The 14,610-nt window shown below is 42.3% G+C and carries 11 protein-coding genes and 1 pseudogene; 3 read left to right on the forward strand and 9 right to left on the reverse strand.

All coding sequences use genetic code 11. The features are described 5' to 3' along the window. Positions 1 to 5 precede the first annotated feature (5 nt). The 9 genes and pseudogenes from cls to FD729_RS02885 form a co-directional block, all read right to left on the reverse strand. Positions 6 to 1,466, reverse strand: coding sequence for a cardiolipin synthase (gene cls / locus FD729_RS02840; RefSeq protein ID WP_159931773.1), 1,461 nt, complete (start codon positions 1,464 to 1,466; stop codon positions 6 to 8). Positions 1,467 to 1,747: 281 nt separating this feature from the next. Then, on the reverse strand, positions 1,748 to 2,047 hold the full coding sequence (locus FD729_RS02845) for a YciI family protein (protein ID WP_159931774.1): 300 nt from the start codon (positions 2,045 to 2,047) through the stop codon (positions 1,748 to 1,750). Between the two features lie 395 nt (positions 2,048 to 2,442). Then, on the reverse strand, positions 2,443 to 2,985 hold the full coding sequence (locus tag FD729_RS02850) for a septation protein A (protein ID WP_159931775.1): 543 nt from the start codon (positions 2,983 to 2,985) through the stop codon (positions 2,443 to 2,445). 57 nt (positions 2,986 to 3,042) lie between these two features. Continuing rightward, positions 3,043 to 3,783 (reverse strand): YciC family protein, encoded by a 741-nt coding sequence (locus FD729_RS02855; RefSeq protein WP_159931776.1) that lies wholly within the window; start codon positions 3,781 to 3,783, stop codon positions 3,043 to 3,045. Between the two features lie 599 nt (positions 3,784 to 4,382). Further along, positions 4,383 to 5,204, reverse strand: a complete 822-nt coding sequence (gene trpA / locus FD729_RS02860) for a tryptophan synthase subunit alpha (protein WP_159931777.1) — start codon at positions 5,202 to 5,204, stop codon at positions 4,383 to 4,385. Next, positions 5,204 to 6,394 (reverse strand): tryptophan synthase subunit beta, encoded by a 1,191-nt coding sequence (gene trpB / locus FD729_RS02865; RefSeq protein ID WP_370461861.1) that lies wholly within the window; start codon positions 6,392 to 6,394, stop codon positions 5,204 to 5,206. The genes trpA and trpB overlap by 1 nt, the downstream gene beginning before the upstream one ends. A gap of 48 nt (positions 6,395 to 6,442) precedes the next feature. Further along, positions 6,443 to 7,804, reverse strand: coding sequence for a bifunctional indole-3-glycerol-phosphate synthase TrpC/phosphoribosylanthranilate isomerase TrpF (trpCF, locus tag FD729_RS02870; protein ID WP_159931778.1), 1,362 nt, complete (start codon positions 7,802 to 7,804; stop codon positions 6,443 to 6,445). Then, positions 7,794 to 9,403 (reverse strand): annotated as a pseudogene (gene trpD, locus FD729_RS05290) (bifunctional anthranilate synthase glutamate amidotransferase component TrpG/anthranilate phosphoribosyltransferase TrpD). Before trpD ends, trpCF begins: the two are co-directional and overlap by 11 nt. Beyond that, entirely contained in the window at positions 9,396 to 10,964 is a 1,569-nt protein-coding gene (locus FD729_RS02885) for an anthranilate synthase component 1 (protein ID WP_159931780.1), read from the reverse strand. The pseudogene trpD and the gene FD729_RS02885 overlap by 8 nt, the downstream one beginning before the upstream one ends. 422 nt (positions 10,965 to 11,386) lie before the next feature. On the opposite strand from FD729_RS02885, the gene FD729_RS02890 reads away from it, so the two are divergent. From FD729_RS02890 to sohB, 3 genes are all read left to right on the forward strand, one after another. Next, positions 11,387 to 12,004 carry an L-threonylcarbamoyladenylate synthase gene (locus tag FD729_RS02890; RefSeq protein ID WP_159931781.1) on the forward strand — a complete coding sequence of 206 codons (618 nt, stop codon included), beginning with the start codon at positions 11,387 to 11,389 and terminating at the stop codon, positions 12,002 to 12,004. Positions 12,005 to 12,259: 255 nt separating this feature from the next. Next, on the forward strand, positions 12,260 to 13,114 hold the full coding sequence (gene rluB / locus FD729_RS02895; RefSeq protein WP_159931782.1) for a 23S rRNA pseudouridine(2605) synthase RluB: 855 nt from the start codon (positions 12,260 to 12,262) through the stop codon (positions 13,112 to 13,114). A 747-nt stretch (positions 13,115 to 13,861) separates the two neighbouring features. Further along, positions 13,862 to 14,610 (forward strand): protease SohB (sohB, locus tag FD729_RS02900; protein ID WP_159931783.1); only part of this gene is annotated, 749 nt, incomplete at its 3' end.

Here is a 14,610-nt window from a genome sequence, read left to right on the forward strand (position 1 = left end):
CCATTCTACAATAAAGGACTAAAGAAGTAGAATAACCGTTCAACGATACGCTGCCACCAGGCACGCTTTGTCCAACGGTTAGCATCTAGTAAACACGAACGTGCGATGTAGTCGTCCTGTACACAGGCTATATCATTGCCAAAACTTGCATCATCTACTACTAGCGTAATCTCAAAATTGAGCCATAAACTACGCATATCGAGGTTTACGGTACCTACTAGACTAAGTTGTCCATCTACCAATACACTCTTTGTATGTAATAAGCCATCCTCAAACTGATAAATTTTGACGCCGGCATCTAGCAATTCGCTAAAAAAAGCGCGGCTTGCCCAGCTAACTAGCATCGAATCATTATGACGCGGTATAATGATACTAACTTCCACGCCGCGCAGTGATGCTGTGCAGATAGCGTGTAGTAAATCGTCGCTTGGCACAAAATAAGGGGTGGTCATACTCAGCTGCTCGCGTGCCGAATAGATGGCAGTTAGAAGGGCCTGATGGATCATATTTTCCGGAAACCCGAATCCAGAGGCGATAAATTGCACCGTATGGCCACTTCCCTGCTCAAAAGGCATAATATTGCCGTCAGGTGGGGGAGGTAGAATGCGTTTCCCCGTTTCGATCTCCCAATCACAACTGTAGACGATGCCTATGGTAGTTGCCACTGGCCCTTTCATACGTGCCATGAGATCAGTCCACTGACCAACGCCTGCATCTTGTTTAAAATAACGAGGATCTACTAAGTTCATGCTACCGGTATAAGCGATATAATTGTCGATCAGCACCACCTTGCGATGTTGCCTCAAGTCCATACGGCGTAAAAATACGCGTAGTAGACTAACCTGCAGTGCTTCTACTACATCGATGCCCGCATTGCGCATCATACCTACCCAAGGACTGCGGAAAAAGGTAATACTACCTGCAGAGTCGAGCATTAAGCGACAATATACTCCGCGCCGAGACGCGGCTATCAAGGATTCAGCAACATCATCTGCTAACCCTCCAGGATGCCAGATATAGAACACCATTTCGATATTATGACGTGCCAACTGAATATCGCGAATTAAAGCTTGCATAACATCATCTGAACTGGTGAGTAACTGCAGTTGATTGCCTTTCACCCCAGCAATTCCTTGACGGTTCTGGCATAGCTGAAACAAAGAACGTGCTACATCACTGTGTTCGGTAGCGAAGATATGCCTGAGTTGTTTTAGATCATTGAGCCATTTCTCCGTAGCAGGCCACATAATACGCGCACGCTCTGCGCGGCGTTTGCCTAGGTGAGGCTCACCAAATGAGAGGTATGCTATGATGCCGACTAAAGGAAGGATATATATAATCAACAACCATGCCATCGCGGATGGCACTGTGCGGCGTTTTATTAAAATCCTCAGAGTAACTCCGGCAATCATCAACCAGTAGCCAAAAATGAATAAAAATTTGATTAAATTATAAAAAGTATTCATTAAGTGAACATCCTGCTCGCTCTTGGTCAGAGGAGTTTATGCGCTGATAATCGACAGTAAAACTCTAAATCACTGTTGAAGTTTGATGAAAAATCAGAGTTGGCATCGACGTGAAAAGATTTACGAAGTGATGTAGTACACATGAGGGAATGTTTTGCTAGGTCTGTGTTTTCATTGCATATGCCAGTTAGGAACAGGATGGCGTTATTGCAGCCTAATTCACGTGCTATAATATTATTCGCATAAACTGGCACAGATGAACTCTGAAGAAATTGCAGATTTTAAAAAATGCGTTTAAAAGGCCTCACGACTACGTTTTTATAAACTTCAGCCGCAATATATGAATCAGCCGTCACCCAGGACTGCGCAGTCTCTAGCGAGCCAAACTCTGCAATAATCGCTGAACCGATAAAGCCAGCCAGACCTGGATCACTGCTGTCAACAGCAGGCATCTCTCCGGCAACGATCAGTCGGCCTTCATTGCGCAACAGTTGTAACCGCGCTAAATGTTCCAAGTGCTCCGACTGGCGGCTTCCCAGAGAATCTGTATTATCTTTATTAGTATAGATGATATACAGCACTTAAAGGCTCGCATTAGTTCATCATGTAAGTGGATACTCTAGGGGATTAACGATAGGTGTGCAAATAAAATATAGTTTTTTTAACAACGGAAAATGATACTTTTATTCTTTCTGTAAATATTTAATCACTATATTCACAATATCTCTCCTAAACAAAGTACTCCTTATCACGTATGACTTTCTATTTATGTTGTATGGTTCCATTATCACTGGTATTTGCTCTATTGAATCTATCTATATTGCGGTAGTTGAATTCTCCTACTTTGTCATTTCTTAAAACTAGCACACTTAGAGCATTTTGCATTAAGGGAAAGTGCGGTAGTCATGAAAACCGCTGTGCTCTTATTCACGTAAATTTACGTTATAACAGCAATAACGCTTAGTGTAATCTACTGTTACTTAATTTTATTTTGTTGTAGTATTTGTCTCCAGATGTAGAACCCGCTAATAAAGGTAAACAGCAAGTTAAGGCCAGTCAGACCGAAAACCTTAAAGTTAACCCAAGAGGATTCTGGTAATCGGAATACAACGTAAATATTTATCAGGCCGCAAATAAGAAAAAATAGAGTCCAAGCAATATTAAGCCGGCGCCAACTCGTTTCTGGTAACTGAATCTCCTTACCTAGTAGACTCTTAATCAACGGTTGCACCATGAAAAATTGGCTATAGAGAAGAACTAAAGCGAGCAGGCTATAGATCACCGTAATTTTCCATTTAATAAATTCAGTGTTATTAAAAACTAGTGTTAAAGTTCCGAATATTGTCACCACTACAAAGGAGATGATGTTCATCTTTTCTATCTTACGATAGAAAACCCAGCTTACTGCTAGGGCAAGACCAGTTGTGATTATCAGTAGAGCTGAGGCAACAAAAATATCGTAGATCTTGTAAAAAATAAAAAATACTAATAAAGGTAGGAAATCGAGTAACTTTATCATAGTCAATCCTATTGAAACTAAAGTAAAGGTCATACGGCCACAGTATGTGTGGCATGCTTAACGCACTAGCATATAAAGCCGGAAAAGATAAATAATCAACAACGAAAAAACTATATTATTAAAGGTAGTAATCACCACAGCTAGCACGTTATCCGGCAGATTAGTCAATGATGAAGAAGCAAAAATAATCGCCATTTTTGCCAAAAGCCAAAGAATAATCGCAGGAGCTATTAGTTTCATATTTTTCCATGCTAGGCGACAGCTGGCGCGCATCGCTGCAATTACGCCAATTTTTTCGTGAGCTAAAATTATCGGAGAAAGTGATAGCAAAATTGCTGGAATAATACTAGGTAACATAAGCACCATAAAGCCTAGTTGTACGACTAAAGTGATTAGAAAAGTTTGTAGTAGCAGTTTTGGTAACAACGGCGCAGAACCTCCTAAGGCACGTACTACACTCACGCAATGACCGGAGGAAACCATAGTAATTAAGCACAACATACCTCCTAAAAGTAACGTATTACCGATCAGAGTGGAGAAGATACTGGCTACTGAGGTACAAAGCAGAATACGCTGTTTCTCGGGCGACATATCGTGTACTAACTCAAATAGTGATGAAGTGCTAGTATCATTTTGATGTAACTGCAGTTGCGCTATTTGATCACTACTAGGGGTAAAAGTATGCACCAGAATAACCGTGATAAAAGCTGTCATTAAAGACATCAAAACGATGGTAAGTAGCTGGTGTCGGAAAAAATTTCCTGTGTCACGGTATAACAAGTTTGCCGTGATGTACATGTACGCTCCTTGGTGGGACCGGGTTAATTAGCCAGGAGATTGTACATGTTACGGCCTGAAGCTAGCACATGCAGCAAGATAACTTTCTGTCATGGAATGTAAAGAAGAATGAAAGTGGCATACATGCGCAGTGGTACAAGGCCGCCATGCATTATGGATGCATGAGTACACAATAACCACGCCAATGATATTTTTCAAAAGACATTAAAAGTGTGATGGCTATTTTGTCAAACCTCTAAAATATATTACATTTTTGTACCTATTTCAACGAGGCATCGACAATATGCAAGATTAAATAATCTTAGCATGTAATGTTTCTATTTTGATTTCTTAAATACGCAGTTTATAAAAATGCACTCCCACTATTGACAGAAACAGCGGGATATTATCGTCTACATCATAGTTAAACATCTCGGCAGAGAACTAACAAACTCTTTTCTTTAATACTGCAAAATAATTGCAAAGTTTTAGTCTGTCTATCACTCTCCTTTTTATCAAACAGGAAAGGTTTCTTCTATAAAATATGTAAACTAAATATTAGTACGAACTGAGAATAGTAATATTTAGTTATAAAAAAGGATAAAAAATAAAGCATCAAACTACACACAAATCGATAAGCAGGTTGCATCTTTCAAGCTACTGCTAAAAGAAGTTAGCATCATCAGCATATCTTCTGGCTTTAGGTAGTACTGTTCGATAATTTTCACGATGGCAGAGCCAGAGATAACGCCTGCCGCACCTGTGCCAATCGCCTCTTTAATTTGTACGGGATCAGAGATGCCGAATCCCTGTACAGGAGGCGCTGCGTTATATTCGCGCAGCATGTCAATTAAGTGATGTAGCTGCTGGCTACAGACTCGATTCTCTATTCCGGTTACACCTGCACGCGACATCACATAAGTGTATCCAGAGCCATATGTAGCAATTTTACGCAGCAGATCTTTATTAGCGTTGGGAGGGCAGATAAAAATCGGCGCGATACCATGACGTAGCGACATTAGGCGAAAAGGCACTGACTCCTCAATCGGTACATCCACTACTAATACCGAGTCTACACCCACTTCAGCACAACGTGCATAGAAGGACTCAATACCGTTGGTAAATACCAGATTAGCATACGTTAGCAAGCCGATCGGTAAATCAGGGTATTTCAGTCGTATGTTGTTAATAACATCAAAACATTGTACTATCGTTGTACCTGAAGCAAAGGCGCGTAGTATAGAATTTTGTATCGTTTGACCGTCTGCCAAAGGATCGGAAAAGGGGATGCCTAACTCTAGAGCATCTGCTCTGCCCTCTATTAACGCGTCGATAATTTGCAGTGACATTTCCGGTGAAGGATCGCCCAATGTTACAAAAGGAATAAAGGCGCCCTCATTATCAACATTTAGCTGATTGAAGAGTTGTTGATAACGTTCCATCAGATTTCTCCCTGTGCCATTAAAATGTCGTGAACGGTAAAAATGTCTTTGTCGCCGCGACCTGATAGATTCACTACCAACAATTGTTCTTTCTTAGGATTTTCACGAATGAGCTTTAGAGCATAGGCAATAGCGTGAGAAGATTCCAAAGCGGGAATAATACCTTCTGCGTAACAAAGTTCTTTAAACGCAGCAAGTGCTTCGTTATCAGTAATCGATACATATTCCGCACGACCCACGTTATTGAGGTGTGCATGTTGCGGTCCAACGGAAGGGAAATCTAGTCCTGCAGCAATTGAATACGACTCTTTAATCTGGCCCTCTTCAGTCTGCATGATGGGTGCTTTCATGCCAAAGTAGATTCCTACGCGGCCATGCTTCAACGGAGCACCGTGCTTACCAGTTTTAATGCCGTGTCCTGCTGGTTCAACTCCAATTAAACTAACTTTTTTATCGCTAATAAAATCAGCGAATATGCCAATGGCATTCGATCCTCCACCGATACAAGCGATAATCGCATCTGGTAGACGACCCTCTCTTTTCAGAATCTGCACTTTAGTTTCCTCACCAATCATGCGCTGAAACTCGCGTACAATAGTAGGAAAAGGGTGCGGACCTGCAGCGGTGCCGAGCATATAATGTGCATTTTCATAACTACTGGACCAGTCGCGCAGAGCCTCATTGCAAGCATCTTTCAGAGTGGCAGATCCACTGTTCACTGGGATTACCTCTGCCCCCATGAGGCGCATACGGAAGACGTTAGGAGATTGACGCTCAACATCTTTCGCACCCATATAGATACGGCATTTCATGTCAAGCAGTGCACATGCTAGTGCCGAAGCCACACCGTGCTGGCCCGCGCCGGTTTCCGCAATGATTTCATTTTTTCCCATGCGCTTTGCCAGCAGCACCTGGCCTAGTACCTGATTGGTTTTATGTGCTCCGCCGTGTAGCAGATCTTCACGCTTCAAGTAGAGACGGGTTTTAGTGCCTTTGGTAAGGTTTCTACATAATGTTAATGCTGTAGGACGACCTGCATAGTTTTGTAACAAATCTGTAAATTTGACTTGAAATATCGGATCTTTTTGTGCATCTACAAAGGCTGCTTCTAACTGGCATAGTGCAGGCATTAGTATCTGCGGAACATACATACCGCCAAATTCACCAAAATAGGAATCCATTAGTGTCATAATCACATCTTCTCAGGGCCAGTAACACCCTTGAACTGATAAATTAAATTAATATTCACGTAGTATACGAAATACTAGTGCTATTTTGTGAGCCTCTTTAAAACCATACACGTTCTCTACTCCAGAATTAAAGTCAAGACCTACACAGCCGAGACACGCCGCTTCCGTGCAATTATCCGCACTCAAGCCCCCGGCGAGTAGAACGTTGCTCATATTCTGATTTTTTAGAAGAGACCAGTCGAAGCTCTTACCGCTACCGCCGTTGCCGTTATCAAAGACATAGCGATCAACGTATGGCCAGTCACGTGCAGGTAAGGACTGTTTAATGCTTAGTGCTTTCCAGATAGCAATTTGAGGAGGTAGTGCGGCGTGCAGTGCAGAAACGTAAGAGCGGTCTTCTTTGCCGTGAAGCTGCACGGCAGCTAATTCTAATGCTGTTGCTTTTGTAAGAATATCACTTATCTGTGCGTTGCGGAATACTCCAACATAACGTAGCATAGCCCCTGACATCACCTGTCGCGCCTGATCTATTCCGATGTGACGTAGTGACTCTTCTGCAAAGATCAAACCGCCATAAATGGCGCCTGCTTCATATGCAGCGTGTGCGTCTTCTTTACGTGTCAGGCCACACACTTTATTTTCGCCAAGTAATACACGACGTACTGCACCCTCCAGATCCTGTTCTTCCATTAGCGTAGAGCCAATGAGAAAACCATTAACAAAATGGCTCAGCTCGCGCACTTGAGCATAGTTGTGAATGCCTGACTCGCTGATAATAGTGACGTCATGAGACAAAAGAGGTGCTAAATGGCGCGTACGGTTAAGATCGATCGACATATCTCGTAGATCACGATTATTAATGCCAACCACCTTTGCTTTTAGGGCAATGGCGCGCACCAGTTCTGCCTCATTACTGACTTCAGTGAGTACCCCCATTTTTAGGCTGTGTGCAATGGCGGTAAAATAATGATACCGCTTATCATCCAGCACTGACAGCATGAGCAAGATAGCGTCCGCTTGATAATGGCGCGCTAAATAAATTTGATACGGGTCGATTATAAAATCTTTGCACACTACCGGTTGAGTGAGTGATGTACTGACGATCGGTAGAAAATCAAAGCTACCCTGAAAATATTTCTCATCAGTCAGTACCGATACGGCAGAGGCATATTGGCAATATATGCTTGCGATACTCGATGGATTGAAACATTTACGAATTAATCCTTTCGTGGGCGACGCTTTTTTACACTCAAGAATAAAAACGGTACGAGTATCATGCAGGGCATGATAAAAGCTTCGGGTTGAATACTGTACTGTATTCTGAAAGGTTTTCAGTGGTTGTTGTACTTTACGATCCTCCACCCATAGAGCTTTGTCCTGAAGGATTTTCTCTAAAATATTACTTTGCATAGTTATCCTTTTCTGCTAGAGAAACAATAAGCTCGTAAGCATGTCCACTACGGATGGCCTGGAGAGCACGCTGCGCGTTCTCACGCAGATCTGAGTAGCCAAATACTTTTAGAAGCATTGCTACATTGGCAGCAACTGTTTCCTCATGGGCTCGCTGGCCATTACCCTGAAGTAATGCGGTCAGAATGTTACGATTTTCTTCCGGTGTACCGCCGGCGAGGGTCTCTTTAGAATGATAACCAAAACCAAAGTCTTCAGGTGTTAGCTGATAGTGGGTGATTTCGTCGTCCCATAGCTCAGTGACATAGGTTTTGCTATGTAGTGTGATTTCATCCATACCCCCACAGTGCACTACTACTGCGCGCCGATAGTGACCGAGCACTTTTAGCGCCTGGGCCATCGGGGCTAATAACTCAGGTTTATAAACTCCTATCACGGCCAGTGGTGGCCGAGCTGGGTTAATCAATGGTCCGAGCACGTTGAATAGCGTGCAAGTTTTTAGTTGCCGGCGTACTGAGATCGTATAACGAAAGCCAATATGGTACCGTGGCGCGAATAGAAAACACACGTTAAGATTATCCAGTGCTGAGCGAGCCTGATCTGTACTCATATCTAAATTGATGCCAAACGCCGCCAAAAGATCGAAAGAGCCGGATTTGCTAGAAACACTACGGTTACCATGCTTTGCTACTTTCAGCCCACAGGCAGCAGCAACAAAGGCGCTCGCAGTGGAAATATTAATGCTATTGGTGTTGCTGCCACCTGTGCCAACGATATCAGCAAAAGCATAAGTTGGGTGCGGAAAAGGCTTAGCATCTTCCAGCAGCGCACTAGCTGCACCTGCGATCTCCTGTGGCGATTCACCACGTACCTTAATGGCAATCAAGGCGGCCGCCAACTGTGTTGATTCTAGCTGTCCATTAATAATAGCGCTGAATAGCTGGTGACTTTCACATTGTGTTAAGGTCTGTGCTTGATACAATTTTTCCAGAATGGCATGCATTATCATGCTCCCTTTGATGTCTCTAGTGCCCAAGACAGTGTCTGTTCCAGTAGACGGGTGCCTTGTGTCGTCAGTAGAGATTCAGGATGGAACTGGAAACCACAGATGCGATCGAAGTCGTGACGCACAGCCATTACCATACTATTAAAGCTAGCATTAACAGTTAGATTTACCGGTGTGTTACTGCCTATCAGAGAATGATAGCGTGCCACAGCTAGAGGATTACTGAGCCCAGTGAACATTGCTTCGCCATCGTGATCCACCCAAGAGGCCTTGCCATGTAGAATTTCACCCGCTTGCCCAACATTTCCTCCGTAAGCTTCTATGATGGCTTGATGACCGAGGCAGATGCCTATGATTGGCATTAATCCGCGTAAAGTTTGTAATAATTCAGGCATGCACCCTGCGTCTTTCGGCGCTCCTGGACCAGGAGAAAGCATCAATACCGAATTTTCCATGAACTGTAGACGCTCAATGACCAGAGATATTGGAATATTATTACGGTAAATAAATACTTTATGACCAAAGAATCTCAGTTGATCAACGAGGTTATAGGTAAAAGAGTCCATGTTATCAAGTAGTAAGATATTAGCCATCAGAAAATTCCTTGCAATGATGGGCAGTCGCTATGGCACGTAATACAGCGAGCGCTTTATTACGGCTTTCATCAGCTTCGTCTTGAGGGTTAGAATCAAGTACTATACCAGCGCCAGTCTGTACCGTAGCTATACCGTCTTCTACCCAAGCAGAGCGGATCACGATACAAGTATCAAGATCTCCATGTGCAGTAAAATAACCAACTGCACCACCGTAACTACCACGTCTCGTGCCTTCAGCGTCGGCGATCAACTGCATGGCACGTACTTTCGGCGCACCACTCAACGTCCCCATATTCATACAGGCGCGATAGGCATGTAACGCATCGAGATCTTCACGCAGCGTGCCCACTACGCGAGATACAAGATGCATGACGAAGGAATAGCGGTCAACTTTAGCCAGATCTGCTACATAACGACTGCCAGGCACGCAGATACGCGCCAGATCGTTTCGTGCGATATCTACAAGCATAAGATGCTCAGCCAGCTCTTTGTGATTAGTACGCATTTCTAGTTCAATACGGCTGTCAAGGTCATGATCTATTAAGCCTCCAGCACAGTGACCGCGCGGCCTTGTACCGGCAATAGGATAGATTTCAATTTGACGTGAGGTGGCGTCATATTTTAGAGAACTTTCTGGAGAAGCGCCGAATAAAGCAAAATTGTGATCCTGCATAAAGAACATATAAGGGCTAGGATTACTTTTTTTTAGTGTTTCATAGGCAGCAAGCGGTGACGGACACGGCAATGAAAATCGGCGTGATGGTACTACCTGAAATATTTCGCCGATACGAATTGATTCTTGCATCCGACGCACTGTATCACAATAAGCTTTATCACTCTGGTTAACACTTAGCGTCATTTGATCAACCGGCTGAAATGGCAGAGTAGACAAAGGTTGCAGCATCTGGTTATATAATTGTCTAATACGGTTTTGCAAGCGCTGAAATTCACTGGTGGAGGGACAAAATAAACTTGCCTGCAACTTTGCACTGCGGGTTTGATGGTCAAGTACTAGCAGTGTTTCTGCTAGATAAAAGCAGTAGTCTGGGCAGCACTGTGCATTCTCCAATACAGGCAGATCTTCAAAATTTGCTACTAGGTCGTATGCAAATAGGCCGCCGAGAAGCATAGCTTCACGCTCGTTATTAGGAGCATTAACAAGATAGGGGATTAAACGGAGCGCATCGAAAACCGATATCTGTTGTAAGCGGGTGTCTTCATCCTGCATCGCATCCGTAGGTGGAAAATGAAGCACACGTCTATTGGGAAACACCTTAATTTTTACAGTTACGGGCAGCACTGTATCTAGCAGTGGTAATAGCGCACAGCCATTTTCCGACAGAGCCTGCACCGTAATGCAGAAATTGAGTGTGCTGATACGCAAGGCGCTATCGATGATCATCAAGCTTTTCAGATTACGTTTGCTCTTGATATCCGCTGATTCAAGTAGCAGAGTTGCCGGACGTATACCGCATAGCTGATGAAAAACTACAGCTGGATCTTCCCGGTAAGGTGCCTCGCTGGTAATCAACTTCACTGTTGGTTTAACATTTTGCATATTAGACTCTCTTGAAAGTCTCTTTTAAAGAGACTGCCTCTGAGCGGGTTCGTGTCCTCTGCAAAACGTTAATTAAGATGTGCTTGATGTTACCTTTCTCAGGAAACTTCTTGCTGCCTGTATTGCAGAAAACATAAAAATCATCGCTATGATGAATAATCTAAATCTCATTAATAATGAACTCATGTACTAGTTAAATAGTTCACAGCGAGAAAGTCAATATACTTTTTTACATATGCGTAAAATCATTATAATGCGTACTTTCTTAATGAATTTAGTAAGGATCGCTTGTCATCAAACCTATTCCCGTAGGTGGAGATTGCCCCATAAGCTATGACTTCCGACTGAAATGTTAAACGGATGTAGGACTTTGCTGACCACAATATTTTCAAAGGGGTATGTATAGATAATATGAGGTTTTTATGAATCAACTTTTTCAAATACATCCAAATAATCCGCAGCAGCGCCTCATTTCAAAGGTTATTAGCTATCTTAACAAAGGTGGGGTAATAGTCTATCCTACCGCCTCTGGCTACGCGCTAGGATGCCGTCTGGAAGAAAAAAACGCCCTTGACCGCATTTGTCGCATTCGCCAGTTAGACAATAATCATAATTTTACTCTGATGTGCCGCGATCTATCGGAAATTGCTCACTATTCTCAGGTTGAGAACAGCGCGTTTCACTTACTAAAAAAGAACATATTAGGCAGCTATACTTTTATTCTGAAAGCAACTAAAAAAGTACCACGTCGTCTAATGAATGAGAAGCACAAGACTATTGGGCTTCGCGTAACGTCTAACCCGGTTACTCTAGCTCTGCTAGAAGCACTTAACAATCCGATAATGTCAACTTCGCTGATACTACCCGGCAATAATTTTACTGAATCAGATCCTAAAAATATTCAAAATAATATTGGTACATTGGTAGATCTAATTATTGATGGAGGCACGTTAGGTCAACAACCAACAACGGTAGTCGATCTCAGAAATGTACCAGTGGTGGTGCGTGAAGGCTCGGGAGATCCTGGACCTTTCCTGTAACAATCAGCTGAGGAGTAGAGATTAATTGCTTTTGTGCAAGCAACTGCCAATTCGGCTGAAAAGCTGTAAGATTACCATATTATAACCTGTAATAATCACAGCTACTATTAACTCACCTTAAAGACGACACCCTACCTAGTTCTACATTTCATTCAAGAAAGTCTGCCATGAAAAAGCAAATGACACATGTACAAGGTATTTGTAAAACCAGTAAATCTTACCAAGAATAGCTTAGGAAAATACAGTGAGGTATTTATGAGTGAGAAATTACAAAAGGCACTTGCACGAACTGGACACGGTTCCCGCCGTGAAATCGAAGTTAAAATCTCCGCTGGGCGAGTCAGTATTAACGGTAAATGCGCAAAGTTGGGCGACCGCATTGAGAATGATCCATCTCTGAAAATACGCATCGACGGTCATTTGGTATCTGTATCCCCATTAGGGGCCTCGTTATGTCGTGTTATTAACTATAACAAACCTGAAGGAGAAATTTGTACACGTAGCGATCCTAAAGGTCGTCCTACAGTATTTGATTGTCTTCCACGTCTACATGGGTGCCACTGGATAGCAGTAGGACGACTCGACATCAACACTAGTGGTCTACTACTGTTTACTACAGACGGGGAACTAGCAAACCGTCTAATGCATCCCAATTGGGCAGTAGAACGAGAATATGCCGTACGAGTATTTGGTCAAGTGGATGAAGATAAAATTCGTCAATTAAGAAAAGGAATACAGCTAGCAGATGGCTTGGCAGCATTCAATAAATTACGCTTTGAGGGTGGTGAAGGGGTTAATCAGTGGTATAGAGTGACTCTATCCGAAGGACGTAACCACGAAGTACGTCGTCTATGGAAGGAAGTTGGCGTGCAGGTAAGCCGTTTAATGCGCGTTCGTTACGGCAATATTCATTTGCCAAAAGGACTGAGCCGGGGAAAATGGATAGAGTTAGATATGGCCGAGGTCAGTTGTTTGCGTTCTCTAGTTGGTATGGAAGATTATGGGATGACTACATTGGCAGTTAATAAAAAATGCCATCTTACCAAACTGAATCAGAATCGGCTTTCTACAAAAAAACATATACAAAACATACGCAGTAACCGCAAATAATATCATGTAATTTATGAGTTATATTTTTTTATTAGTCAATGACTACACCATACCTCCTCAGTTCTTGTATTAAAATTATCCTTATAAAGGAGTATCTTAGTTATGGTATTTAATATCTGCTTCATTAAATATAATAGTTATAGCAGTCAACTCTATAAGTATCTAGATCTTCCAGCGGAAGGTCATCATGTTCATAAGTAATATAATAATTTATTAAGTAGACCCAGAGCGGTCCGAACGACTTTTAAGCATGTTAAGATACTGAAAAACATATGATATTATTGGTTAAAAATTTTTTTATCTTATAAGCAGTAAATGTGAGGTGATACCATCACCTGAATGTTTCACTAACATGAATGGTTTCTTGCATCCAGCGTATTGTATGGCAGGAGACTTATAATCTTGAGTTGACCTTAAATTCATCAGACAAATTGGTTGTTTAATAAAAAAGTAACATTGATGTTTATTTCATTAATTTTTACCAAATTTATGGAGCCAGTTTGACTAAAAAATTGCCGTTTTTTTAAAGCACAGATGAAAAGAATCATATGGTGTTGTGTTAGGCCTCTTTTAAATGGACAGTCCACAATGATATTATTCTTTATGTAAAAATGTTAGGTTTTTACGCCTTAATTAATTAAAGGCTATCTGACAATTGCAGAAGCGCTGGCATTTTAAAAGATGTATGGCACTAAAAAGTTAATCTTACTGACTAATGTTAGTTCTCTATAGTAAGAGGGCGATAAGATGGATTTACTCTCCAATTATGGACTTTTTTTGATCAAATTAATGACAATAGTGGTAGTAGTTTTTGCCGTAGTAGCGATTATTGTGAATGCTAGATTGCGTAAGCGCTGTCAGCCTGCTGGGCAACTGCAGTTAATGCACCTGAGCGATGAGTACCAGCAAATGAAGGAATATCTGCAGTTGGCAAAAATGAAACCAAAGGTACAAAAAGTCTGGTTGAAACAGCATAAAAAAGCAAAAAAACAAAAGGAAGAAGCAGAAAAGCACGCCGTAAAGCAGGGTATCAAAGATAAACAGAAGTCAACGCTCTACGTCATCGATTTTAAAGGCAGCATAGATGCCTGCGAAGTGATGGAACTGCGTGAAGAGATTTCCGCTGTATTGGCAATAGCTGAGAAAGGTGATGAAGTACTGATAAGACTGGAGAGCCCTGGCGGCATCGTGCATGGGTATGGACTAGCATCTTCACAACTTCAACGTCTGCGTGATCGCGGAATATACGTTACAATATCAGTAGATAAGATAGCTGCTAGTGGCGGCTATCTTATGGCATGTGTAGCGGATCGCGTTGTCGCCGCGCCTTTCGCCATTATCGGCTCTATCGGTGTAGTGGCACAGCTCCCCAATTTCAATCGTCTGCTCAAGCTCAACAATATTGATGTAGAACTGCATACTGCTGGCCGGTATAAGCGTACGCTTACACTTTTTGGCAAAAATACTGAGGAGGGAAGAGAAAAATTTCAGGAATA

The sequence above is a fragment of the Pantoea sp. Nvir genome, from assembly GCF_009829915.1.
Lineage (GTDB): Bacteria > Pseudomonadota > Gammaproteobacteria > Enterobacterales > Enterobacteriaceae > Pantoea.